Origin of the sequence: Campylobacter sp. CNRCH_2014_2849 (genome assembly GCF_025772845.1) — a bacterium.
GTDB classification, from domain to species: domain Bacteria; phylum Campylobacterota; class Campylobacteria; order Campylobacterales; family Campylobacteraceae; genus Campylobacter_D; species Campylobacter_D lari_D.
On record NZ_JAKMSW010000001.1, the window covers coordinates 246913 to 270642 of the forward strand.

The 23730-nt window shown below is 28.1% G+C and carries 27 protein-coding genes; 10 read left to right on the forward strand and 17 right to left on the reverse strand.

What is annotated here, in order from left to right; translation table 11 throughout:
- Positions 1-7: 7 nt before the first annotated feature.
- The 13 genes from atpA to L8X33_RS01325 all read right to left on the reverse strand — a co-directional run bounded on the left by atpA (position 8) and on the right by L8X33_RS01325 (position 9578).
- Entirely contained in the window at positions 8-1513 is a 1506-nt protein-coding gene (gene atpA / locus L8X33_RS01265) for a F0F1 ATP synthase subunit alpha (RefSeq protein WP_133319668.1), read from the reverse strand.
- Positions 1514-1522: 9 nt separating this feature from the next.
- Entirely contained in the window at positions 1523-2044 is a 522-nt protein-coding gene (locus L8X33_RS01270; RefSeq protein ID WP_133319669.1) for a F0F1 ATP synthase subunit delta, read from the reverse strand.
- Positions 2044-2556, reverse strand: coding sequence for a F0F1 ATP synthase subunit B (locus tag L8X33_RS01275; RefSeq protein ID WP_263659715.1), 513 nt, complete (start codon positions 2554-2556; stop codon positions 2044-2046). Before L8X33_RS01275 ends, L8X33_RS01270 begins: the two co-directional genes overlap by 1 nt.
- A 9-nt stretch (positions 2557-2565) precedes the next feature.
- A complete protein-coding gene (locus tag L8X33_RS01280; RefSeq protein ID WP_263661938.1) occupies positions 2566-2991 on the reverse strand; it encodes a FoF1 ATP synthase subunit B' in 426 nt (141 codons plus the stop codon).
- A gap of 63 nt (positions 2992-3054) precedes the next feature.
- Positions 3055-3906 (reverse strand): ParB/RepB/Spo0J family partition protein, encoded by an 852-nt coding sequence (locus L8X33_RS01285; RefSeq protein WP_263659714.1) that lies wholly within the window; start codon positions 3904-3906, stop codon positions 3055-3057.
- Positions 3907-3909: 3 nt separating this feature from the next.
- Positions 3910-4692 (reverse strand): ParA family protein, encoded by a 783-nt coding sequence (locus L8X33_RS01290; RefSeq protein ID WP_012660935.1) that lies wholly within the window; start codon positions 4690-4692, stop codon positions 3910-3912.
- Positions 4689-5324 (reverse strand): biotin--[acetyl-CoA-carboxylase] ligase, encoded by a 636-nt coding sequence (locus L8X33_RS01295; protein WP_263659713.1) that lies wholly within the window; start codon positions 5322-5324, stop codon positions 4689-4691. The genes L8X33_RS01290 and L8X33_RS01295 overlap by 4 nt, the downstream gene beginning before the upstream one ends.
- Positions 5305-6216: a methionyl-tRNA formyltransferase gene (gene fmt / locus L8X33_RS01300; protein WP_263659712.1), complete on the reverse strand. Its 912-nt coding sequence runs from the start codon at positions 6214-6216 to the stop codon at positions 5305-5307. Before fmt ends, L8X33_RS01295 begins: the two co-directional genes overlap by 20 nt.
- The gene (locus tag L8X33_RS01305; protein ID WP_133319675.1) at positions 6213-6680 is read right to left on the reverse strand and encodes a DUF6194 family protein; all 468 of its coding nucleotides are present in this window, start codon (positions 6678-6680) and stop codon (positions 6213-6215) included. Before L8X33_RS01305 ends, fmt begins: the two co-directional genes overlap by 4 nt.
- Positions 6680-7723: a GTPase ObgE gene (obgE, locus tag L8X33_RS01310; RefSeq protein WP_133319676.1), complete on the reverse strand. Its 1044-nt coding sequence runs from the start codon at positions 7721-7723 to the stop codon at positions 6680-6682. The genes L8X33_RS01305 and obgE overlap by 1 nt, the downstream gene beginning before the upstream one ends.
- A gap of 95 nt (positions 7724-7818) precedes the next feature.
- A complete protein-coding gene (gene rpmA, locus L8X33_RS01315) occupies positions 7819-8073 on the reverse strand; it encodes a 50S ribosomal protein L27 (protein WP_039649045.1) in 255 nt (84 codons plus the stop codon).
- A 10-nt stretch (positions 8074-8083) separates the two neighbouring features.
- Positions 8084-8392, reverse strand: coding sequence for a 50S ribosomal protein L21 (rplU, locus tag L8X33_RS01320; RefSeq protein ID WP_263659711.1), 309 nt, complete (start codon positions 8390-8392; stop codon positions 8084-8086).
- A 151-nt stretch (positions 8393-8543) separates the two neighbouring features.
- A complete protein-coding gene (locus tag L8X33_RS01325; RefSeq protein WP_133319678.1) occupies positions 8544-9578 on the reverse strand; it encodes a cytochrome-c peroxidase in 1035 nt (344 codons plus the stop codon).
- 198 nt (positions 9579-9776) lie between these two features.
- Between L8X33_RS01325 and plsY the strand changes: the two genes are divergently transcribed.
- From plsY to L8X33_RS01350, 5 genes are all read left to right on the forward strand, one after another.
- The gene (plsY, locus tag L8X33_RS01330; protein ID WP_263669751.1) at positions 9777-10388 is read left to right on the forward strand and encodes a glycerol-3-phosphate 1-O-acyltransferase PlsY; all 612 of its coding nucleotides are present in this window, start codon (positions 9777-9779) and stop codon (positions 10386-10388) included.
- Entirely contained in the window at positions 10373-10690 is a 318-nt protein-coding gene (locus L8X33_RS01335) for a dihydroneopterin aldolase (protein WP_133319680.1), read from the forward strand. Before plsY ends, L8X33_RS01335 begins: the two co-directional genes overlap by 16 nt.
- Positions 10691-10767: 77 nt before the next feature.
- Positions 10768-11439 (forward strand): homeostatic response regulator transcription factor HsrA, encoded by a 672-nt coding sequence (gene hsrA, locus L8X33_RS01340; RefSeq protein WP_263669752.1) that lies wholly within the window; start codon positions 10768-10770, stop codon positions 11437-11439.
- A gap of 123 nt (positions 11440-11562) precedes the next feature.
- Positions 11563-11808, forward strand: a complete 246-nt coding sequence (locus L8X33_RS01345; protein WP_012660922.1) for a YfhL family 4Fe-4S dicluster ferredoxin — start codon at positions 11563-11565, stop codon at positions 11806-11808.
- Entirely contained in the window at positions 11808-13304 is a 1497-nt protein-coding gene (locus tag L8X33_RS01350) for a Ppx/GppA phosphatase family protein (RefSeq protein WP_263669753.1), read from the forward strand. Before L8X33_RS01345 ends, L8X33_RS01350 begins: the two co-directional genes overlap by 1 nt.
- Here L8X33_RS01350 and L8X33_RS01355 read toward each other — a convergent pair.
- Genes L8X33_RS01355 through L8X33_RS01365 form a run of 3 tightly spaced genes read right to left on the reverse strand, consistent with a single transcriptional unit; the run spans position 13301 to position 14771 of the window.
- Complete coding sequence (locus L8X33_RS01355) at positions 13301-14059, reverse strand: hypothetical protein (protein WP_263659706.1); 759 nt, start codon at positions 14057-14059, stop codon at positions 13301-13303. The genes L8X33_RS01350 and L8X33_RS01355 overlap by 4 nt on opposite strands.
- Complete coding sequence (gene fliN, locus L8X33_RS01360) at positions 14056-14352, reverse strand: flagellar motor switch protein FliN (protein ID WP_133319684.1); 297 nt, start codon at positions 14350-14352, stop codon at positions 14056-14058. Before fliN ends, L8X33_RS01355 begins: the two co-directional genes overlap by 4 nt.
- Positions 14349-14771 (reverse strand): chemotaxis protein CheX, encoded by a 423-nt coding sequence (locus L8X33_RS01365; protein WP_133319685.1) that lies wholly within the window; start codon positions 14769-14771, stop codon positions 14349-14351. The genes fliN and L8X33_RS01365 overlap by 4 nt, the downstream gene beginning before the upstream one ends.
- Positions 14772-14890: 119 nt before the next feature.
- Here L8X33_RS01365 and pseI point away from each other — a divergent pair, with 119 nt between their 5' ends.
- The 5 genes from pseI to L8X33_RS01390 are packed head-to-tail and all read left to right on the forward strand — an operon-like array spanning position 14891 to position 23393.
- Complete coding sequence (gene pseI / locus L8X33_RS01370; protein ID WP_263659705.1) at positions 14891-15925, forward strand: pseudaminic acid synthase; 1035 nt, start codon at positions 14891-14893, stop codon at positions 15923-15925.
- A 2-nt stretch (positions 15926-15927) separates the two neighbouring features.
- Positions 15928-17838 carry a motility associated factor glycosyltransferase family protein gene (locus L8X33_RS01375; RefSeq protein ID WP_263659704.1) on the forward strand — a complete coding sequence of 637 codons (1911 nt, stop codon included), beginning with the start codon at positions 15928-15930 and terminating at the stop codon, positions 17836-17838.
- Between the two features lie 55 nt (positions 17839-17893).
- Entirely contained in the window at positions 17894-19630 is a 1737-nt protein-coding gene (locus tag L8X33_RS01380; RefSeq protein WP_263669754.1) for a motility associated factor glycosyltransferase family protein, read from the forward strand.
- A gap of 2 nt (positions 19631-19632) precedes the next feature.
- Positions 19633-21480: a motility associated factor glycosyltransferase family protein gene (locus L8X33_RS01385; RefSeq protein WP_263669755.1), complete on the forward strand. Its 1848-nt coding sequence runs from the start codon at positions 19633-19635 to the stop codon at positions 21478-21480.
- A gap of 32 nt (positions 21481-21512) precedes the next feature.
- Positions 21513-23393 carry a motility associated factor glycosyltransferase family protein gene (locus L8X33_RS01390; RefSeq protein ID WP_263669756.1) on the forward strand — a complete coding sequence of 627 codons (1881 nt, stop codon included), beginning with the start codon at positions 21513-21515 and terminating at the stop codon, positions 23391-23393.
- 27 nt (positions 23394-23420) lie between these two features.
- Here the strand turns inward: L8X33_RS01390 and L8X33_RS01395 are convergent.
- On the reverse strand, positions 23421-23730 hold a 310-nt coding region (locus L8X33_RS01395), incomplete at its 5' end, for a flagellin (protein WP_259443331.1).

Here is a 23730-nt window from a genome sequence, read left to right on the forward strand (position 1 = left end):
AAAAACCTTATATATGGTTTGCTTTAAACTCACTCAACGCTTTAGCTAATTTTTCTTCCAAATCTTTATCTAAAGCTTTTTTAGTTCTAATTTGCTCAAAAATTTCTGGATATTTAGCTTCAATAAATGGATATAAGGCTGCTTCAAATTCTCCTATTTTTGAAACTGCAATATCATCTAAATATCCTTTAGTTCCTGCATAAATCATCACTACTTGATTTTCAGCTGAAAGCGGAGAATATGGAGGCTGCTTTAGAACTTCAACCATTCTTTGTCCACGCTCAAGTTGTTTTCTACTTGCTTCATCTAAATCACTTGCAAATTGCGCAAAAGCTTGCAATTCTCTATATTGAGCTAAGTCAAGTCTTAAGGTACCTGAAACTTGTTTTGTTGCTTTAATTTGTGCAGCACCACCAACACGAGATACAGATAAACCAACATTAATCGCAGGACGAATACCTGAGTTAAACAAATCTGTCTCTAAGAAAATTTGACCATCGGTAATTGAAATAACATTGGTTGGGATGTAAGCTGAAACATCCCCTGCTTGAGTTTCAATAATAGGTAATGCTGTTAAGCTTCCTGCGCCAAGTTCATCACTTAATTTACTTGCTCTTTCAAGCAATCTTGAATGTAAATAAAATACATCCCCTGGATAAGCTTCACGACCCGGAGGACGACGCAAAATCAAAGACATTTCACGATAGGCAACAGCATGCTTACTCAAATCATCATAAACAATCAACGCATGTCTTGAGTTATCTCTAAAATACTCACCCATAGTTACACCTGTATATGGAGCAAGATATTGCAATGCAGCAGGATCTGAAGCACCTGCATTTACCACTATACTATAATCCATTGCGCCGTATTCTTCAAGCTTTTTAACTACTTGAGCCACTGTGCTTTGTTTTTGACCAATTGCCACATAAATACAAATAACATCTTTACCTTTTTGACTAATAATCGTATCTATTGCAACAGTAGTTTTACCCGTTTGTCTATCACCAATAATTAGCTCTCTTTGTCCTCTACCAATTGGAACTAAAGCATCAATAGCTTTAATACCCGTATGTAATGGTTCATGAACACTTTTTCTAGCCATAATACCTTTTGCTTTTTCTTCCACAAAGCGATATTCACTTGTTTCAATAGCTCCCTTAGCATCAATTGGCTCACCTAAAGCATTCACAACACGGCCTATCAACGCATCACCAACTGGAACCTTTAGAAGTTTTTTTAATCTTTTTACAGAACTTCCTTCTTTTAAGCCAAGTCCCTTTCCTAAAATAACAATACCAACACTTGATTCTTCAAGGTTAAGCACCATTCCCTTTTCGCCATTTTCAAATTCAACCATCTCACCGGCCATAGCATTTTTAAGACCATAAACCTTAGCAACACCATCAGCAACTGAAATAATCTTACCGGTTTCTTCTATTTCAAGATTAAAATCAAATTTTTCAATTCTTTCTTTTATAATAGAACTAATTTCATCTGCTTTAAATTTCATCAAGTCTCCTTAAATTGCTTTTAATATATATTCATTCATTTTAGCTTTTAAGCTTTGCATTGAAAATGAAATTTCATAACCAAGTCCATCTAAGCTAATTTTTACACTGTCATTATCACTTATTTTACTATCTAATCTAATCTTTGCGTTGAATTTAAGACTAAGTTTTTCTTCTAAATTTTTAATTTCTTCTTCACTTAATTTTTCTTTTGAATAAACTTGCCCTAAAAATTCATTTTCTTTTAATGCTTTTTGTTCACTCAATTCTTTAGTAATGCTTGGAATTAACATCTCTCTATTGTTGCCAACAACTAAGCTCATAAAATTTTTAAAAGCATCACTTGGATTATCTAATAAAGAAAGTATAAAATCTAATTTTTTTTCTTGTTTAAGCTCATAAGCATTTAAAATACTTACAAATTTATCAGAAGCAAAAGCTGAACTAAGTTGTAATAAATTTGAATAAAAATTTTCAAAATCTTTTCTTTCTAATATAGCTTTTGCATAGGTTTTTGCAATTACACTTTCCATCAAGACACCTTTTTCATCATGATATTTAAAATTTCTTTTTGCTGAAGCTGTAAACTTTGATCTTCAAAAATTTCTTCTAAAACCGCTTGCACAACTTCTTTTTCCATTCTTCTTATTTCATATTCTTTATGTTCTTCATAAGTTTTTTCTAAAGCCTTAATCTCCATTTTTGTTTCAGCTTCTATTTTATCTGTAATGATTTCTGCTTCTTTTTTTGCAAGAGCAACTGCATTAATTGCTTCTTGTTTAGCTAAATCTAATTTTTTCATCATTTCTAATTTATGATTTTTGCTTGCAATAAGTTTTTCTTGTATTTCATTCATCCTAGAGGCAATTTTTGCAATTCTTCCGTGGTAAAAATTCTTTAAAGGTGTTGCTATAAAATAATATAAAATAGCAGCAAACAAAACAAAATTAACTGCTCTTGGGATAATATCATACTCACCACTTCCATTACCTGCTGCAAAAGCATAAAAAGGAAGCACCAATAATAATGTAATTTTTTTCAACATTTATCTTCCTTAAATTTTACTCAAGCTATCTTTAAAGCTTTGCTTAAATTCTGGCATTTTTAACCGCATCTCTTCTTTTAATTCTTTTTCTTTTTCTCTTAGACTTTTTAGAAAAACATGCATTTGTTCTTCTAATTCTTTTTTCTTTATTGATAATTCTTTTTCTTGTTTTATTTTAGCTTCTTCTACTGCTTTTACTTTGATTTGATTAATCTCATCTCTTGTTTGTATATGAATTTTTTCCAACTCATTTTCTACATTTGAAACATCATCAGAATTTTTTTTCATTTTTTCTTCGTCATTTTTAATGGTCAAATCTCTAGAATCCATAAATTTAATCAAAGGTTTATAGAGTATAGAATTTAAAATTGCTATCATGAGCAAAAAAATGACACCAGTAGCTATCATGATGGAAAAATGTACATCATTAAACATTAATACTCCTAAATAAATCTAAATAAAACGCGCAATTATACCAAAATATACCTAAAAGCATATTTAATCTAGTATTTTTAAAAATTTTAAAATCTCATTTTCGTCAGAAAAATTAACAATAATTTTTAAATCTTTCACCACTGTCTTAAATCCAAAAGATTCTATTTTTTCTTTTAAATTTAATATAGATTGATTTTGCTTATTTAAATTTGTATTTTTTTCTAAATTATTTGAATTTTTAAAATTTTTAATCAGTTTTTCTGTATCTCTTACATTAAGTTTTTGACCTATTATAGTATCAACTATCATTTTTTCTTCTTCTTTTTCAAGTCCTACTAAAACTTTTGCATGACCTTGTGAAATTTTACCTTCTATAATGAAATTTTGTGTTTGCTCATTTAAATTTAAAAGTCTTAAGGTATTAGCAATTTGTGGTCTTGACTTGTGAATAAGATCTGCTAATTTTTCTTGAGTTATGTCATGAATTTCCAATAATTCTTTATAAGAATGTGCCAATTCTATAGGATTTAAATTTTCCCTTTGGATATTTTCAATCAAAGCAAGCTCGCGTAATTTTATATCATCCACATTTAAAACTACGGCTTTAATCTGTTCTTTTTCTAAAAGCTTACATGCTCTAAATCTTCTCTCGCCAGCTATTATAATATAATCAAATTCATCTTTTTTAAAAACTACAATAGGCTGAATTAAACCATATTCTTTAATAGACCCCGCAAGCTCTTCTAAAGCTTGTGTATCAAAATTTTTCCTTGGCTGATAAGGATTTGGACTAATTAAATCTATATCAATTTCTTCTATTTTGCCTTCTTTTGATCCTAATTCTTTTTCATAAACCTCATCAATATCAGCCAAAATACTACTTAAACCTCTTCCTAATGCACTTTTTTTTGCCATTTTTTATCCTAATATAGAATGTGCTAAATTTTGATATGCTACTGAACCTGGGGATTTTATATCATAAAGTATAATAGGTTTTCCATAACTTGGACTTTCAGCAAGTTTTACATTTCTTGGTATGATAATAAAATCATCTTCATTATCACCTGTTCTAAATAGCTTTTGCTTGAAATTTTGCTTTAAATCCTCCACAGTATCTTTTGAAAGATTATTTTGTGAGCTATACATAGTTGGTAAAAAACCTTTTATTTTTAACTTTGGATTGATAGTTTTTTTCACAAATTTTATGGTGTTTAAAACCATCGCAACACCCTCAAGCGCATAAAATTCACATTGTATAGGGATAATAACACTATCGCTTGCTGCAAAAGCATTTACCGTAATACTTCCAAGTGCAGGAGGTGAGTCTATGATAATAAAATCATAATCTTTAGCAATTTCTTTAATTTTTTCTCTTAAAATCGTTCTATATTCTCCGCTTTCTTTTACTACTTCTTGTTCAATTCCAACCAAAGAAATATTTGATGGAGCTAAGTATAATTGTGGAAGTTCAGTTTTTAAAATGATTTCAGAAAGTTTTTTCCTGCCTATAAAAACATGGTAAATATTATACTCATAATTACTTCTATTAAAACCAAGTCCTGTTGTAGCATTAGCTTGTGGATCAATATCTATCAAAAGAACCTTTTTTTCAGCTACTGCTAAAGAAGCCGCTAGATTAATAGCGGTAGTAGTTTTACCTACCCCACCTTTTTGATTTGCAATAGTTATTATCTCACTCATCTTAAACTATATATCCTTTTATTATCTAACAATATAGAACCATCTTTATACAACAAAGCATCTTTTAAAGATAAAATCTTACCTTCATTATGTATAAAAAAATTTCTTGATTTTTCAAATTCTAGCATATACTTGCTAAAAATATTCTTCCATAAAATTTTCTCATCTACATAAGAAAAATACTCATTTAAAAGTTTTGCTATATCTACTTCTATATCTAAAATTTCAGCATTAAATGGGGCATATTTAAGATTAATCCCTATTCCTACAACCAAAAAATCATTGATTTTAGAACTCATCAGACCGCCTATTTTTTTATCTTCTATATAAAAATCATTGGGCCATTTAATCCATACTTTCGAATTTTTTCTTTGCAATACTTCTTTCATTAAAAATGCAAAATATATACTAGCAGAAGCCAAAGGAAGATCTTGTGCTAATTCTTGAGTTTTTATGCAAAAAGATACATGTAAATTTCCTTGCTTACTTTGCCAGGCATTGTCCCTACTACCTATACCAGCACTTTGGATAAAAGCACAAATGGCTGTATTGTTAGTAATTTCTCCACTACGAATTTTATCACTTAAATAAATTTGAGTTGATTCAAGCTCATCAAAATAAACTATCTCCAAGTTTTAACCTTTTTCCATTTAAATAAGTCTTAGCATCTAAAGCCTTTTTTCCACTTTCTTGTAAATTTTTAATCCTTAAAACACCTTTTGTACATGAAAGCAAAAAGCCTTCCTTCTCTATTTGTAAAATCACACCTGATTTTTGAGTTTTTTCACTATCGACTAATTCTATATCTAAAAATTTCACACCATTTTCTAAAAAAATTCCAGGCCAAGGTGTAAAAGCTAGAAATTTTTGATAAATTTCACTTGCATTATCCAAATTAATCAACCCATCTTCTTTTTTGATTTTTTTACAATGTGTAACTAAATTTTCATCTTGCTTTTTTGGGATAATTTTTTCAAAATTCAAAAGTGTAGAAACAGTAAGCTTAGCTGCTAAATTTGAAAGCATAATAAACACTTCAGCTGAATTTTTACCTTCTATATCACATTCTATACTTTCTAAAATTGCACCACTATCAAGCCCTTCTTCCATAAGCATAGTGCAAACCCCGCTTATTTTATCCCCATTTAAAATAGCGCTTTGTATAGGTGAAGCACCACGATATTTAGGAAGTAAGGAAGCATGTAAATTGATACAAGGGGCAATATCTAAAATTTCTTTTGGTAAAATCTTCCCATAAGCAGCAACAACTATGAAATCAGGTTTTAAACTTTTTATTCCATTGATTATATTTTCATCTTTTAAGTCTTTTGGAGTGAAAATTTCTATATTTAAATTATTTTCTAAAACAAATTTTTTAGTATCACTTGGAGTTAGAATTTGCTTTCTACCCACAGGTTTGTCAGGTTGAGTAAATAAAGCTTGGATATTAAACCCTTTATCAACAAGCTCTTTTAAAATACAAGTTGCATAAGATGGAGTTCCCATAAAAATGATATTTTTCATAATACCACTATCCTTTTTTTATAAGTTTTTATAGCTTTTTGATATGAAAGCTCAAGATAATCTTTAAAAATTTCAAAATTTTTTCTAGAAGGGTTGTTGATGCAAATATATCCCATATAAGCATAAATTGGATGAGGCATGATAAAATCAAGCATAGAAAAATCATAATTTAAACTAACAACCTCACCCTTTAAAGCTTTTTTAGGTTTTTTACCAAAAAGATTTTGGTAATCTTGATCACAAAGAGAGCAACTTAGACGAAATACACCTTCTCTATTTAAATTCGAAGCTTTATCATTTATGCCATCATTTTCTTTAATAGTGCAAAAATAAACTCCGTTTTTTAAAACCTTATCGGGATTATAAAAAAAGCTATGTTCTTTATAAGTAAATTTATATACCAAGCCTTTAAAATTAGACTTGATATATTCTTGAATAAAATCTATAGTTAAATTTTCACTCATCAAAGATTATTTTGACTTCTAATTTTTTTAACTTCTTCTAAAAGCATAAATTTAAGCTCTTTAAGTCCAGTTTTTTCAAGGCTTGAAACCTTGATGAAAAAACTTTGCGGATTATTTTGACTTTGCAAATAAGCTTTTAGCTCATTATAATCATCTTCTATTTTTTGTGCAAATTCTTCGCCTAAATTTACGCTATCACTTTTTGAAAGCATTAAGCCAAAATTTCTTGCATAAAGCTTGCTTGAAAATTTTTCCAATTCTTTTCTTAAAATACAAAATTGCTCTTTTAAGCTCATATCTCTTAATGGATCAAGCACAAAAAGCAAAAAAGAAGTTCTTTCTATGTGTCTTAAAAACTCAAGTCCCAAACCCCTACCATCGCTTGCGCCTTCTATAATACCTGGGATATCTGCCATCACAAAAGAATTATAATCATCTACTTCAACCATGCCAAGTTTTGGAGTTAAAGTAGTAAATTCATAATTAGCTATTTCAGGTCTTGCATTAGATACTACGCTTATAAGAGTGGATTTTCCTACATTTGGAAAGCCCACAAGTCCAACATCTGCTATGAGTTTTAATTCTAAGCGCACACTTAAGGTTTTTCCTGCCACACCCGGTTGGGCATAATCTGGGCGTTGATTAGTAGAGTTTTTAAAATGAGTATTACCAAGACCACCTTTACCGCCTTTTAAAAATAATTCTTTTTGGCCCTCTACTAACATATCAAGCAAAACTTCCCCACTTTGTGCGTCAATTACTTGAGTGCCTTGAGGAACGATTAATTCTAAACTCTCCCCTCTTTTGCCGTTTTTATTACGACCTAAGCCTGGCTGGCCATTTTGTGCTTTAAGTTCTTTCTTACCTTTAAAGTGTGCTAGCGTATGGGTATTATTGTCACATATAAAATATACATCGCCGCCATTTCCACCATCGCCACCATCAGGCCCACCGAGTGGAACATGTTTTTCACGGCGAAAACTCACAGCGCCTTTGCCACCATTACCTGAACTTAAAACTAATTTCACATTATCTATAAACATACAATCACCAAAATATAAATTTTTAAAATGATATTATATTTTTTTTAATATATTAAGATTAAAAAGAAGAAAAAGGCTACAAAGTAGCCTTAAAATTATGCAGGATAAACAGAAACTTTTTTTCTATTTTTATCTTTTCTTTCGAATTTTACAAAACCATCAATTAAAGCAAAAATTGTATGATCTTTTCCTATGCCTACATTATTACCCGCATGAGTTGCTGTTCCTCTTTGGCGGATGATGATGTTGCCAGCACGAACAAATTCTCCACCAAATTTTTTAACACCTAGACGACGACCTATAGAATCACGATTATTCTGAGTTGAACCTTGACCTTTCTTGTGTGCCATTCTTTACTCCTTAAGCTTTAATATCTACTACTCTAACGCGAGTAAATTGTCTTCTAAAACCGCGTTTTAATTTTGAGTCTTTTCTGCGTCTTTTTTTATAAATCACAACTTTTTTGTCTTTTCCATGAGCAATCACTTCTAAAACAACTTTTGCACCCGCAACAAACGGCGCACCTACCTTTAATTCTTTATCGCATATAGCAAGAACTTCACTTACTTCTATGCTTGATTTTGCTTCAGCTTCAAAACGATCTAGTTTAAGCTCATCACCTTGGCTTACTCTGTATTGTTTTCCACTGTGTTTTATAATAGCATACATACAGCTATCCTTTCTTAAAATATTTTGGTAGCACCATAAAGCATTATGCATAAACATAAATTTAGAAAGCTTTAATGGCTAAAAGCAGTAATTATATCTTGATTTTATATAAAGTAAGCTTAAGACGCAAAAAAGCGTCTTAAGATTTAAATTAAAGCTCTGGTTTTGGAGTTTTTTCAGTTGCTTTTGGAAGTTGAGGGTAAGTAATGCTTGGTTTTTTACCTGTTAGGGCATGTAAGAAAGTTTCTATAGAAGCTGCTTCTTTATCAGAAATTTCTATGCCAAGTTGCACACTGCCCATTTCTTTGATTGCTTCTTGTAAAGACCAAATAGCACCATTGTGAAAATACGGAGCAGTTTCAGCAATATTTCTTAAGGTTGGAGTTTTAACTAAGCCATTTGCATCACCTTTAAAATCACCTACATTTGCAAATTTATATTTAGCTGCTACTTGGAAAGCCTGCATACTACCACCTAAATTTACCCCTGTATGACAAGCTGTACAGCCTTTATCGATGAAAGTTTTCAAACCTTCTTTTTCTTTTTTATTTAATGCTTTTGTATCACCTTCTAAGAATTTATCAAATTTAGATGGAGTTAAAAGTGTTCTTTCAAATGTAGCAATAGCATCTGCAATATTATCAAAAGTTACTCCACTGCTACCATAAACTTTTTTAAATTCTTTTACATATTCTGGCATAGAAGCTATTTTTTCTACTGCTAATTTAGCAGGAGTTGCCATTTCAGGTTCTGCTTCAATTGGTCCTTTTGCTTGATCTGCTAAAGTTCCTGCTCTACCATCCCAAAATTGAGTTGAATTTAAAACTGAGTTATAAACTGTTGGCGAATTTAAATGATGAGGATTAGCTGTCCATTTATGTCCTACAGCAGCCGCTATACCATCAGTACCACCCATACCTAAATTATGACAGGTATTACAAGAAATCAAACCACTTTTAGAAAGTCTTGGCTCAAAATACAGCTTTTTACCAAGGTTAGCTTTCTCTTTAGAGAATTTACTAGCTTTAATACCCATTTCTTTTAATAGTTTTTCAACACCTGTCTGATCTTTTGGTAAAGGTGCCAAACCTGCAGCTTTTGCTTCATCAAGCAAAGCTTTATCGTTAGCAAAAGCAGTTGATGCAACTAATAATGATGATGCAACTAATAATGAAATTTTTTTCATTATCTACTCCTAAATAAGATAAAATAAAGCCTATTTAAAATAAACTTATTGAAAATATATCTATAATTTTCTTTAAATAATATAAAAAATTTATATTTAACAATAAAAATTATTATAGGAGAAAATATCTCTTAAATATTTATTTCAGGGTTTTTTGCTATTATTACAGAGTTTTACAAAAATCTTAGGGAAAAGTAAATGGAAAATTTAATAATCTATCTTTTAGCTTATCTCATAGGCGCTATACCATTTGGGCTTTTACTAGCTCAAATCTTTGCTAAAACAAACATTAAAAATATGGGCAGTAAAAGTATAGGCGCTACAAATGTTTTAAGGGTAGTAAAAGAAAGCGATCCTAAACTAGCTAAAATACTTGCTATTGCAACCGCTATTTTAGATGCATTAAAAGGAATCATACCTATATTAGTGGCAAAATTTATGGGCTATGATGAAAATATCTTATGGACTATGGCTGTTTTAGCAGTATTTGGGCACTGCTTTTCTCCTTATTTAAAATTTGAAGGTGGCAAAGGAGTGGCTACAGGGGCTGGGGTTTTAGCAGTATTTTTACCTTTTGAAATAATATCTGCGGTTTTAGCTTGGTTTATCATAGGAAAGGTATTTAAAATTTCAAGCTTAGCTTCATTAGGAGCTTTAATTGTTTTAATAGCTACTTCATTTATTTTTCACTATAACATGCCTGTGATCAACACCCATGCACCAATTTTTGTTATTGCATTTATAGTAATTTATAAACATATACCAAATATTTTAAGGCTTATTGGAAAACAAGAATGCAAAGTCATATAAAAGTCAGTTTAGAATTTAAATGTATTATAGGGCTTTTGGATTTTGAAAGAATTCAAGAACAAAAAGTTATTATAGAACTAGAAGCTAAAAGTAAAAAATTTTTAGATTATGCAAAACTTTGTATTAGAATAGAAAAAATTTATAAAAAGAAAAAATTTAAAACTATAGAAAAATCTTTAAAATACATATGCAAGGATATTAAAAAACATAATAAAAAGCTTAAATTTATAAATATCACTTGTTACAAACCTGATATTATCAAAAATGCATGCGTTGGAGCTAGTCTGAGTAAAAAATATTAAAATTTTTTTAAAGAATTTTGAACATTTGCTTAATTTGTGTTATACTTTTGCACTAAAACTATCTTCAAAGGAATAAAATGCGTATTTTAGTTGTAGAAGATGAAGCATCACTTAATAAAACTCTATCAAATACCTTAAATGAGTTTGGCTACCAAAGTGATACTTCAGAAAATTTTAAAGACGCTGAGTATTTTATAGGTATTAGACACTATGATTTAGTATTATCAAATTGGACTATTGGCAATAATGACGCAAGTGATTTAATTAATGCCATTAAGCAAAAATCTCCAAGAACCGCTATAGTTACAATATGCGCAAAAGCAGATAAAGAAAATGAAATCAAAGCTTTGAAAGCTGGAGCAGATGATTATATAAAAAAACCTTTAGATTTTGAAATTTTAATGGCGAGAATTGAAGCTAGACTTAGATTTGGCGGAACAAATGTGATCAAAATCGATGATTTAGTGATTGATCCTGATGAAGAAAAAATCACTTATCAAGGAAAAGATATAGAATTAAAAGGAAAACCTTTTGAAGTTTTAACTCATTTAGCTAGACATTCAGATCAGATTGTGTCAAAAGAACAACTTTTAGATGCTATTTGGGAAGAACCTGAACTTGTAACTCCAAATGTTATAGAGGTTGCAATCAATCAAATAAGACAAAAAATGGATAAACCGCTTAACATCTCTACCATAGAAACCGTGCGTCGTAGAGGGTATCGTTTTTGTTTTCCTAAAAAAAACTAACTAAAATTTTAGAATGATTTAATCATTCTAAAAAGTAGATTTTGTTTTTTCTTTCATTTTAAATTACCTATAAGTTTTTATATAGTATAAGTTTGCTTTATTACTTATAAAAAGGAAAAAAATATGTCACTTTTAATCACTAGAGAATGCATATCCTGTGATGCATGTAGGGAAGAATGTCCCGATGAAGCAATCTATGATAATGATCCAATTTATGTCATAGATCCTGATCTTTGTACTGAATGTGTGAATGAATTTTCAGAACCAGCTTGTATAGTAGCTTGTCCAGTAGATTGTATCATACCTGATCCTGATAATGTAGAAAGCATTGATGAGCTTCGCTTAAAACATAAAAATAAAGATATTTAATGGCTAAAAAAACAGCAGTAATTGACCTTGGCTCTAATTCCGTTCGTATGGTAGTTTTTGAAAAAACCTCAAGATATGGTTTTTTCATTTGTAGTGAGCACAAAAAGAAAGTAAGACTTGGAGAAAATGCTTACAATAATAATAAAATTCTTCAAGAAGAAGCCATGCTTAAAGCCGAAAAAGCTTTGACTTATTTTAAGGAAAAAGCTTTAAAAGAAAAATGTAGAAAAATTATTGCTGTTGGAACTTCTGCATTAAGAGATGCACCCAATGCTAAAGATTTCATAGCTAGAATAGCAAAAAATGTAGGTTTAAATATAAAATGTATTAATGGAAAAACAGAGTCATTTTTAGGTGGGCTTGCTGCGCTAAATTTACTATCAGATATTCAAAATGCCACCACTATAGATATAGGTGGAGGATCGACTGAGCTTTGTTTAATCAAAGAAGGTAGGATTGTAGATTGTATTTCACTTGATCTTGGCACAGTAAGATTAAAAGAAATTTTTTACGATACAAAAAAATTTAATGCACTAGACCAATTTATACAAGAAGCACTAAAACAAGTTCCAAAGCATTTTCAAAATGAAAATATCATTGCCATAGGTGGAAGTTTAAGGGCATTGTCAAATTCTATAATGAAAAAAAACTCTTACCCGTTAAAAATGATTCATAATTTTAGTTATAGTTTTGAAAAAGAAAAAAATCACATAGAAAAAATTCAAAATGCCAAAAATTTAAATGATTTTAACATAAAAAAAGATCGTTTTGATACTATAAAAGAAGGATGTGTGATATTTTTAGCACTAGCAAAAAATTTAAAAGCTAAAAATATCATCACCTCTGCAGTGGGTGTTAGAGAAGGTGTATTTTTATCTAATCTTTTTCAAAAATATACTAAAATAAAAAATGAAACAACGGATTTTTCAAAATTTAATGCCAAATTTCCTCCGAATTTCAATCCAAGCTTAAAATCTATACAAGATCGTTTTAGTATAGATTATAATGATAAAAGTGCTTATTTTGCAAATAAATTATTTGATGCCCTTTTACCTATCCATAAAATTAATCTTGCTTTTAAAAAAGATCTTATAAATGCTGCAAAATTATCGCATATAGGCGAAAGAATTAATTTTTATTTTGCCAATGAACATAGTGCTTATATAGCTCTAAATAGCCTGCATTTTGGTTTTTCACATAAAGAAATTTTATTAATTTCTACTATTTTAAAAGCTAATGGAAAAAAAATCAATCCATTTGCGATAGAAAATATAAAAGATTTACTACCAAATAATCACATATTAGCTTGGCTTAATTTTATTTTAGCTTTATCAAAAAAACTTGCAAAAGACACTGATGAGAATCTTGATTTCACGCTAAAAAATCATACTTTGTATATATACTCGACTAAAAAACAAATTTATTTTTCGAAAGAAGAAATCAAAAAAATTTCAAAGCCAAAACTTATCATTTTGGCTTTTAATCAGCAAAATTAATTATTTTGTTTTAAAAGTAAATTTTGCAATCTTTGTTTATTTTCTTCAAAATAAGAGTCAAAATCTTTTTCTTTTGGCTTTTGAGGTGCTTTGTTTTGTTCTTCATTTTTTATCAAAGCTTCATTTGTTTCTAATACTACATTAGAATTTCCTATAATCATAGTATAACGCTTTAAACCATATTCAAAAACTACAAGTTGATTGTGTCTATCAAGTGGTCTTTGAAAGATTAAATTAAAATTCCTATCTAAAGGGTGTTTTTGTCTTAGATATATTTTTAAAAACCAAAGTCCAACAAGCAAAAGTATCAAAACGCTTACAACTAAAATATAATTTGTAAAATCATATTCTTGCATTTTTATTTCCTCATTTTTTTCCTCTAAGCTTTTTTTAGTACTTAAATTTACACCTTCTTTTTGAGCACGCAATCTTAAACCATATTCACCAATCGCATCAGCGGTAATTTGTATTTTATCACCTACACTTAAAGCTATAAAAGTTTTTTTATCTTCTGAAAAAATTTTAATTTTTTTTATAATATCAGAATTTAACGCTCTATCTTCCTCTTTTGCACTTTTAGCATTTAAAGTAAAAATAATAATACCATCTTTTTTCTTTTGACTAATACCTTCTTTATAAGGAACATCAAATGAAAAAGTAATATCCACCCTATCTTCTCTTGGATAAATATTGTAATCAAGAATTTTTGCCCCAAAAAGAGGTAAAGCGAGCAATAAAATCCAAATAAATTTCATTGCAATTCTTTTTTGAAATACTGCAATACTGATTTAGAATCCAAAATTTCATTAATCCTTATAGCAAGGTTTTTCTCATACACCATTACCTCACCTTTTCCAAAAATTCTTCTATTTAAATAAAGTTCCACGCTTTCACCCGCTGGCTTTTCAAGGTCTATCACAGAACCAACTTCTAGCTTTAAAAGCTCTCTTACACTCATATTAGTAGTACCAAGCTCACTAACAAAATCAACGCTAATATCTAAAATATCTTCATAAGATTGCAACAATCCTAAATGATCTTCTATCATAATTTTTTATAACCTATTCTAAAACGAGCATTTTTCATTTCATAAGTAAATTTTTCTTTGAGTTTGATTTTTGAAAATCCGTCAATACGTCCTAAATATTCAGGAACACCCAAACGATACTCATCTTTGCCATTAGTGTCATTAAGTAATTTTTTGGCATAACCTATAATTTGATTAGCTACTTCTTTTACTAAATCTGCTAGATCATCTTCTTTTAACTCTTCATGCAATAAAAATTGCGCAATCTCATTAAGAGCCTTTTTTTGAAAAAACAGATAAAAACTATATTCTTCATCTTTAAAATACAAAGGTATAGAAGCCCCATAAAGCTCGCCTCTAATCACGCTTGTTGGTGTAATTTTAAGTTTTAAAATGTGTTCACAAAAGTGATAAATCGAATATTCTAGTGTTTTAGTCATAGTTTTTTCCTTAGATAACTTTATAATAAATTTATTTTACTAAATAAACCTTTAATCATAATTAATAATTAAAATATAAAATATAGTAAATTTTTATTTAAATTAAAAAAGGTTTTTTAATGTTTATAGAAAATTTTAACACAAATGAAAAAGTTTTCATCATCGCTGAACTTTCAGCCAATCATGCAAATAATCTTGAAATAGCTTTGAAAACTATACAAGCAGCCAAACAAGCAGGAGCTGATGCTATAAAAATTCAAACCTATACCCCAGATAGCTTAACACTAAATTCTGACAAAAAAGATTTTATTATTGAAGGTGGTTTATGGCATGGACGCAAATTATATGAGCTCTACGAAGAAGCTAAAACTCCTTATGAGTGGCATGAAAAACTTTTTGAATGTGCTAAAAATGAAGGTTTAATTTGCTTTTCTAGTCCTTTTTCTAAGGAAGATGTAAATTTTTTAAGGCAATTTAATCCCCCAGCTTATAAAATCGCTTCCTTTGAAGCAAATGATTATGATTTTGTGCGTTATGTAGCAAAAGAAAACAAACCTACTTTAGTTTCTACAGGCATAGCCTATGAAGAAGAACTTGAAATGATTGTTAAAATTTTTAAAGAAGAAAACAATCCGAATTTGATTTTGCTTAAATGCACCTCGGCTTATCCTTCACAAATTTGTGATTTAAATTTAAATGTCATAAAAACTTTACAAGAAAAATTTAACACTATTATTGGTTTAAGTGATCATAGCGAGGGATTTTTAGCACCAACTTTAGCCGTAGCTCTTGGCGCAAGAGTCATAGAAAAACATTTTATATTAGACAAAACTTTAAATAGTGCTGATGCTAAATTTAGTCTTGATTTTGAGGAGTTTAAGCAAATGTGTTCTATGGTGCGTTTAAGCGAGCAAGCTTTAGGAAACAAAGAATTTAGCATGGATGAAAAAACTTTAAAAAACCGCCATTTTGCAAGAAGTTTATACGCAAGCAAAGACATCAAAAAAGGTGATATTTTCACACAAGAAAATATAAAAAGCGTAAGACCAAGCCTAGGTTTGCATCCTAAATTTTTACCTATCATGCTTGGTAAAAAAGCAAGTTGTGATATAGAATTTGCTAAAGCTTTAGAAGAAAAACATTTCAAGGAATAATCATGGAAAAACATATTTTTAATAAAAATTTAGAAGCTTTAAAAAATAAAAAATTAAAAGAAAAATTAGAAAATTTTAAACCCCAAAATTTCCAAATTCTACAAGGAAAAGACTCCCTAGATATTAATTTTATACATCATGGGGGGGGGTATACACTATATAGCAATACTCTTAATGAGTTAAATGAAAAACTAAACTTATATAATGATAAATATCTTTTATATCCTGTGCTTTATTTTTATGGTTTTGGTAATGGAATTTTATATAAAGCCCTTTTACAAAACAAAAATAGACAAAAAATAGTTATTTTTGAAAAAGAAATAGAATTTATTTATCTAAGTTTTCAATGTATAGATTTTAGTGAGGAATTAGAAAATAATTCTTTGATTATTTTAGATACCAGCGCGATCGATGTTAATATTTTTGAAGAAATTTGTTCAAATAGTCCTTTTTTTAATTTTTTAAGAACATATTTTTTAGATTTGCACTGCGATTATTATGAAAAATATCAAGAAGATATTATACAAACCAATAAAAACATGCAAATATACATAAAAAAATCTATTTTCAGATATGGAAACGATTCCATTGATGCCTTACAAGGTATAGAAAATTTTGTTTACAATCTTCCTGATATTATCTCAAATTATTCTTTCAAAGAATTACTTTTAAAAAGAAAAAAACAAGCAAAAAACGCAATCATAGTTTCTACAGGACCATCACTAATAAAACAACTTCCTTTATTAAAGCAATATGCTAATTATGCTAGTATATTTTGTGCTGATAGTGCTTATCCTATACTAGCAAAACACAATATAAAACCTGATTATGTATTATCTTTAGAAAGAATAATAGAAACTTCAGAATTTTTTAATAATGATTTTGGTGATTTTGATAAGAATATAGTGTTTGTTTTAAAATCTTTAATCCATCCTATTACATTTAAACATCTTAAAAGCAAATATAGAAAAACAACTTTAATTAATTATTATACTTTTTTTACACACTTTATAGGGCTGCATAATTTTGGCTATATGGATATGGGGCACAGTGTAGCGACTATGGCATATTTTTTAGCCCTAAATTTAGATTTTGAAAACATTATATTTATAGGCCAAGACTTAGCTTATGCTGATGATGGAGCTTCACATCCTGAAGAATATTACTATGGAAAATATGATACTTATGATCCTCAAGAAATTGATTATAGCTTAACAACATTAGCTTACAATGGGAATCATTATGTAAAAACAAATGAAATTTGGATACTTTTTAAAACCCAAATAGAAGAAGCTGTTTTTAATGCAAAGAAATTTCTTAATATCACAACCTATAATTGCACCGAAGGTGGAGCCAGAATTAATCATACCATAGAAAAACCATTTAAGCAAGTATGCAAAGAACTACTAATAAAAGAACTCAAAAAACCTTTTGCTAAACTTGAAAAATTAAATGAGAACAAGCAAAAAGAATTAATGTTAAAAGCATTTTACAAAATTCATCAAGTTTTAAAACTAAGCCACACTTTAATCAAAGAATGCATTCACTTATCAAACAAACTAAATTTTATAGGAAATGATGAAAAGAATTTTTCATTATTGATTAAAGAATTAGATTGTTTTAAAACTAAATTTGAAAAAATAAATGTTTTAAAAGAATTAGTTAATCCTTTAAACACTCAATTTGAGCTTAATCTTGCCAGAATTTATGTACTTAACCCAAAAACAAAAGAAGATGTTTTTAACAAAAATTATCTTTGGATTAAAGAACACTTAGAATGGTTAGAACTTATAATAGGCCATATAAAAAAATTACAAGAAAGTCTAGAAAAAAATATTACAAATTTAGAAAAAGAATTGATAAATAAAAATCTCCAAAAACAAATTTCAAGGATAAAAAATACCTTGTTTTAATGTTTTTATAAAATATAGTAATTTTGATATAATAAAATAAAAATTTGGACTTTAAATGAATAAAGAATTATTTTTAAAAAACACCCAAGCTCTTTTTGAAGTAGATCAAATACTAGCTTATGAGTTGAGAAAAATCACTCAAAATCATAAATTTAAAATCATAGAAAATAAAATTTTTGATTTGCAAAATCAAATTTTTTTAGATGAAAATCATTCTTTTGATTATGATAAATTTCAATTATATCCAGTATTATTTTTTTATGGTTTTGGCGATGGAAAATTTTTTATAGAACTTTTAAAAAATCAGAATTTAAAACATATTGTTATTTTTGAAGAAGAATTAGAAATTTTATATCTAGCTTTTCATATGATTGATTTTACCACACTTCTTAGAAAAGAAAAACTTATTTTGTTTTTTACACCAAATATCAACACCGCTCAACTTAAAGTTTTATTTAATTATCCGCAAATCAAACATACGCTGAAAATTTTCAATTTTCATTTTTATAATGATTTTTATATTAATTTTTATACACCCAATGCTCAAAATGTGATGCAAATTTTATTAAATCTCATAAAAACACTAATGCTTGCTCGTGGAAATGACCCAAAAGATGCTTTGCTAGGAATAAAACATAATATTATAAATTTAGAAAAAATCATCGCTCATACGCCTTTTAAAAATCTAATAAAAGATAGAAAAGCAAAAGCAAAAAATGCCATTATAGTTTCAACAGGTCCTTCTTTGATGAAACAACTTCCGCTTTTAAAAAAATACCAAGAAAATGTTGTGATTTTTAGTGCTGATAGCTCTTATGCTATCTTAGCCAAAGAGGGAATTAAGCCTGATTATGTCTTTTCACTAGAAAGAGTAGATTTTACTAGCGAATTTTTTAATAATGATTTTGGAGAATTTGATAAAAATATATTATTTATCATAGCTTCTTTAACTCATCCTAAAACCATAGAATATTTAGAAAAAAATAATAGAAATTATATGCTTGTTTTAAGACCTTTGTTTTTTGAAAGCAAACTTGGCTTAAATGAATATGGTTTTTTGGGAAATGGGATGAGTGTTGCTAATATGGCTTATGAGTTAGCTGGAGCTTTAAGATTTGAAAATATTATTTTAATAGGGCAAGATCTAGCTTATAGTGATGATGGAAAGTCTCACCCAAAAGAACATTTATATGGTGATCAAGGAGATGAAGAAGTTGTTTATAAAACAATCTGTGCATATGGAGGCAATAAAGAAGTAAAAACACAACTCACATGGTATTTGTTTTTAAAAAGTTTTGAAAAAGATATAGCTCTAGCTAGAGATATATTAAAAATCAAAACTTATAATGCCACAGAAGGTGGGGCAAGGATAGAAGGGACTATAGAAAAACCTTTTAAAGAAATTTGTGAAGAGTTTTTAAAAGAAAAAATTGAAAAAAATATTATTTTAACAAAAGCAAAAAATCCACAAAAAAAACTAAAACAATGCAAAGAAAAACTCAACAAACAAATAAAACAAAGTGAAATTTTTATCAATGAATGCAAAAAAGCTATTAAAGATAAAAGCTTAGAAAGATTAGAAAAACTAAGACTTAAGCTCCCAAAAAGTGAATTTTTTTCAGATATTTTACAAGCTAGATGCTTTCAAAATGAATGTGAGGTTTTAAAATACAAAGTTGAAAAAGAAAAAAATACAAAATCTTTCTTAGAACAACAAATCGATTTTTTTGATGAGATTATTTTATATCTTGAAAATTATAATAAAACTATAAAAGAAAATTTAAAGGTATAATTATGAATCATGAGCTTTTTAAGAAAAATATCCAATCCCTTAATCCATCTTTTCAAAAACTTTTTAAAAGCATCAAAAAAACACCATATAAAATAATACAAGGAAACGATTCTTTAGATATTAATATTAAAGATAAACAAGGAAAGATAATTTATGAAAATCCTATTTTAGAATTAAATACTATGCTGGCAAAATATGATCAAATGTATAAATTATATCCTGTGCTTTATTTTTTTGGATTTGGAAATGGAATTTTATATAAAGCTCTTTTGCAAAATCCAAATTTAAAGCATATCATAGTTTTTGAAGACAACTTGGAATTAATATATAGCTTGTTTTTTCATATAGATTTTTCAAAAGAATTAAAAACAAATAAACTAATTTTAGCACAATGCAATATGCCAAATTCTGCATTACTTTCTTTAATGTCAAGAAATCCTTTTAGAGAATTTATAAGAACATATTTTTTAGAAATACATTCTAGATACTATGAAAGATTTGCAAATGATATCTTAAATTTAAATCAAAAAATACTCTCTTGTATAAGATCTATTGCAACTATAAAAGGAACAGACACTAAAGATACTTTACAAGGGATAGAACAATTCATGGAAAATATTCCAAAAATGCTTTCAAAACCTTGCTTAAAAGAATTGCTAAATAAAAGAAATACATTGAGTAAAAATGCAATCATAGTATCTACTGGACCATCTTTAAGCAAGCAGCTACCTTTACTCAAACAGTATCAAGATAATGTGGTAATTTTTTGCGCTGATAGTGCTTATCCTATTTTATATCAAGAAAATATCAAGCCTGATTATGTTTTTTCTGTTGAAAGAATAGATTTTGCAAGTGAATTTTTTAATAATAATTTTGATGATTTTGATAAAGATATTTTATTTATTATTGCTTCACTAACTCACTCAAATACCATAAAGTACCTAGACAAAAATAAGCGAAAATATGTTTTTTTCTCAAAAGAAACTTTTGAAACTTATTTTGGTTTAAATGCTTTTGGTTATGTTGATTTAGCGATTTCTGTTGCACATTTAGCTTTTATATTTGCCAATCTATTAAATTTTAAAAATATATTCTTTATAGGACAAGATTTAGCTTATAATGACATTGGAGAATCTCATCCTAAAAACTATCTATATACCGCTACTAGTGATAGTAATTTAGAAAAGATAAATATTATGGCTTATGGTGGCAATAAACACATTACTTCAAATACAACTTGGGATATGTTTAAAACTAATCTTGAATATTTAATCACAAATTCAAAAGCAAAAATTTACAATGCCACAGAAGGTGGAGCAAGGATAGAAGGAGCTATAGAAAAACCTTTTAAAGAAATTTGTAAAGAGTTTTTAAAAGAAAAAATTGAAAAAGATTTTCCTATTTTAGAAAACTTTACCCCGGATAAAAAACAAGAATATTTGCTAAAGACCTATCATAAATTAATTAAATTATTAGAAGATATAGAAAAATACTTAAAAAAGTATCAAAATATAATCAATTTTATCAACAATTCATCTGATGCAAATATTACATTGCAATATCTAGACGAGTTTGATCTTGATGATTTTAAAGATAATGCTTTAATAAGACTTTTGCTCGCTTGTTATTTAGATCAACTACGCTTTCATCTTGCAAAAATTTTTGTAATAATCCCAAAAAGCCAACAAATGCAAAAAGAAAAAAGTAAATTTTGGATCAACTCTCATTTAGAATACTTTCAACTCATTATTATCACCCTAAAAAAATTAGAAATAATTCTTTTAAACAAAAAATGTTTTATAAAAGACATTCTGACTAAAAATAATTTAGAAAAATATATTAAAAAATGACGATATTATTTTTTTAATCAAAAAGGATAAAAATGAAAACAGAGATTTTTAAAAAAAATTTAAAAGCCTTAAAAGGAAGTGAATATCAAACACTAGAAAGAAAATTAGGTAGAATAAAAGAAGCTAAAGATTATATTTATGTTTTTGATAAAGATCCTTTAAATTGTAATATATGTTATAAAAATATAAAAAATTTATATATAAATCCTTTAAAAGAACTACAAGAAAAAATTGAGTTATTTAATAAAGAATACTTAAGATACCCTATACTTTTTTTCTATGGATTAGGCAATGGTATATTTTACAAAAGTTTGCTTGCAAATAAAGAACATAAAAAAGTTATTGTATATGAAAAAGATATTGAGTTAATATTTTTAGTTTTTAATATGATAGATTTTTCCAAAGAACTTTTAGAAGGTAGATTTATTTTAATCCATACAAAGGAATTTAACTATACAAAAGCTGATACTTTATGCTCTTTTTTAAATTTATTTTTAAAAACTTACACTCTACATATTCATTGTGAATTTTATGAAGAAAGACAAAAAGAAGAAATTAAAAACATAAATGATTTAAATTCCAAAGTTATTAAAAATATTGCCTTAAGAAGAGGAAATGACCCAATTGATGCTATGCAAGGCATAGAGCAATTTGTTCTAAACTTACCTAAAATGCTTACACATCCAAATTTTAACGAATTTAAGAAAAAAAGATCAAATAAAAGCAAAAATGCTATATTGGTAGCTACTGGACCTTCTTTAAAAAAACAACTTCCTTTACTTAAAAAATATGCTAATAAAGCTACTATATTTTGCGCTGATAGTGCTTATCCTATCTTAGCAAAGGCAGGTATAAAACCTGATTATGTTTGTATGCTAGAAAGAGATGATGTGGTGTCAAAATGCTTTGATAATGACTTTAAAGAATTTGATAAAGACATTACTTTTATTTTAGCTTCGTTAGTATATAAAGATAGTATAAAATTTTTAGAAAAAAATAGAAGAAAATATATTTTAGTTTCAAGATCAATGCCTTTTGCTTATTCTTTAGGATTACATGATTTTGGCTATGTAAGTGGTGGAATGAGTGTAGCACATTTAAACTATGAACTAGCACTTTTGTTAGGACATGAAAATATCGTCTTAATAGGACAAGATTTAGCTTATAGTGATGATGGAAAATCTCATAGTGAAGGATTTTTACATGAAAGTTATCACGAAGGAGATTTTGAACGCGATCATGGAAAATTTGAAACCTTAGCTTATGGCGGAAAAACTTATGTGCAAAGTTCAGAGGTTTGGATGTTATTTAAGCAAATTTTTGAAAGTTTATTTCATAAACAAACAAAGGCAAAAATTTACAATGCCACAGAAGGTGGGGCAAGGATAGAAGGAACCATAGAAAAACCTTTTAAAGAAATTTGTAAAGAGTTTTTAAAAGATGAAGTAAAAAAACCTTTTCCAAAGCTAAATCCGCCAAAACGCAAAGATAGCCAAGAGCTTATGCTAAAAGCTTACAAACAAATCAAACAAAATATAAAAGCTAATGAAAAATTCTTAAAAATTTGTAAAAAATTACATAAAGAATTAAACTATCAAAGCAAAACACACTATACCTTACATGAGTTAAATGCAAAAATAGATCAACTAAAAGAGACTATAGAAAGCAATAAATACATTTTCTTAAGAGAAGTTTTAAGTCCTTCTTTATTTCATCTTGAAAGTTCTTTTTCAAAAATTTATGTTAATCCTATGCGCAATGATAGCGATAAACAAAATAAACTTGTTGCTTGGATTACAGCACATAAATCTTGGCTAGAAGAAATCAGCGAGTTAGCTTTAGTCCAAGAAAAAGCTTTAAAAATAGCCATCATACCTTTACAAGATATTTTAGAAAAAAGAAATTTAATATAAGGCAAAACTGCCTTATATTCTTTGGATTTATTGTAAGAGTTTTAAAACATTTTGTTGCACAGCATTAGCCTGACTCATAGCATAAGATCCACTTTGAGCTAAGATGTTGTATTTAGAGAAATTTGCACTTTCTGCTGCAAAGTCTACATCCCTGATGTTTGATTCAGCTGATTTGATATTTACTTGGGTTACACTGATGTTATTTAGTGTAGCTGTAATTTGATTTTGCACCGCACCAATATCAGCTCTAATGGCATCTAAATTTGCTGTAGCAGTTTCTACTATATCCATCACAGCCATAGCACCTTTAAGAGTAGTAACGCCTGGAGTTTGATCA

What these genes read in the sequence shown, in the direction of transcription:
- L8X33_RS01280 (WP_263661938.1), bottom strand. Translation starts at nt 2,991, where the DNA reads ATGTTTAATGATGTACATTTTTCCATCATGATAGCTACTGGTGTCATT.
- L8X33_RS01270 (WP_133319669.1), bottom strand. Translation starts at nt 2,044, where the DNA reads ATGGAAAGTGTAATTGCAAAAACCTATGCAAAAGCTATATTAGAAAGA.
- L8X33_RS01365 (WP_133319685.1), bottom strand. Translation starts at nt 14,771, where the DNA reads ATGACTAAAACACTAGAATATTCGATTTATCACTTTTGTGAACACATT.
- hsrA (WP_263669752.1), top strand. Translation starts at nt 10,768, where the DNA reads ATGCGTATTTTAGTTGTAGAAGATGAAGCATCACTTAATAAAACTCTA.
- fliN (WP_133319684.1), bottom strand. Translation starts at nt 14,352, where the DNA reads ATGATAGAAGATCATTTAGGATTGTTGCAATCTTATGAAGATATTTTA.
- L8X33_RS01325 (WP_133319678.1), bottom strand. Translation starts at nt 9,578, where the DNA reads ATGAAAAAAATTTCATTATTAGTTGCATCATCATTATTAGTTGCATCA.
- rpmA (WP_039649045.1), bottom strand. Translation starts at nt 8,073, where the DNA reads ATGGCACACAAGAAAGGTCAAGGTTCAACTCAGAATAATCGTGATTCT.
- fmt (WP_263659712.1), bottom strand. Translation starts at nt 6,216, where the DNA reads ATGAAAAATATCATTTTTATGGGAACTCCATCTTATGCAACTTGTATT.
- L8X33_RS01275 (WP_263659715.1), bottom strand. Translation starts at nt 2,556, where the DNA reads ATGTTGAAAAAAATTACATTATTATTGGTGCTTCCTTTTTATGCTTTT.
- L8X33_RS01335 (WP_133319680.1), top strand. Translation starts at nt 10,373, where the DNA reads ATGCAAAGTCATATAAAAGTCAGTTTAGAATTTAAATGTATTATAGGG.
- L8X33_RS01350 (WP_263669753.1), top strand. Translation starts at nt 11,808, where the DNA reads ATGGCTAAAAAAACAGCAGTAATTGACCTTGGCTCTAATTCCGTTCGT.
- L8X33_RS01355 (WP_263659706.1), bottom strand. Translation starts at nt 14,059, where the DNA reads ATGAAATTTATTTGGATTTTATTGCTCGCTTTACCTCTTTTTGGGGCA.
- L8X33_RS01285 (WP_263659714.1), bottom strand. Translation starts at nt 3,906, where the DNA reads ATGGCAAAAAAAAGTGCATTAGGAAGAGGTTTAAGTAGTATTTTGGCT.
- L8X33_RS01390 (WP_263669756.1), top strand. Translation starts at nt 21,513, where the DNA reads ATGAAAACAGAGATTTTTAAAAAAAATTTAAAAGCCTTAAAAGGAAGT.
- obgE (WP_133319676.1), bottom strand. Translation starts at nt 7,723, where the DNA reads ATGTTTATAGATAATGTGAAATTAGTTTTAAGTTCAGGTAATGGTGGC.
- pseI (WP_263659705.1), top strand. Translation starts at nt 14,891, where the DNA reads ATGTTTATAGAAAATTTTAACACAAATGAAAAAGTTTTCATCATCGCT.
- L8X33_RS01375 (WP_263659704.1), top strand. Translation starts at nt 15,928, where the DNA reads ATGGAAAAACATATTTTTAATAAAAATTTAGAAGCTTTAAAAAATAAA.
- rplU (WP_263659711.1), bottom strand. Translation starts at nt 8,392, where the DNA reads ATGTATGCTATTATAAAACACAGTGGAAAACAATACAGAGTAAGCCAA.
- L8X33_RS01305 (WP_133319675.1), bottom strand. Translation starts at nt 6,680, where the DNA reads ATGAGTGAAAATTTAACTATAGATTTTATTCAAGAATATATCAAGTCT.
- L8X33_RS01385 (WP_263669755.1), top strand. Translation starts at nt 19,633, where the DNA reads ATGAATCATGAGCTTTTTAAGAAAAATATCCAATCCCTTAATCCATCT.
- L8X33_RS01290 (WP_012660935.1), bottom strand. Translation starts at nt 4,692, where the DNA reads ATGAGTGAGATAATAACTATTGCAAATCAAAAAGGTGGGGTAGGTAAA.
- plsY (WP_263669751.1), top strand. Translation starts at nt 9,777, where the DNA reads ATGGAAAATTTAATAATCTATCTTTTAGCTTATCTCATAGGCGCTATA.
- L8X33_RS01380 (WP_263669754.1), top strand. Translation starts at nt 17,894, where the DNA reads ATGAATAAAGAATTATTTTTAAAAAACACCCAAGCTCTTTTTGAAGTA.
- atpA (WP_133319668.1), bottom strand. Translation starts at nt 1,513, where the DNA reads ATGAAATTTAAAGCAGATGAAATTAGTTCTATTATAAAAGAAAGAATT.
- L8X33_RS01345 (WP_012660922.1), top strand. Translation starts at nt 11,563, where the DNA reads ATGTCACTTTTAATCACTAGAGAATGCATATCCTGTGATGCATGTAGG.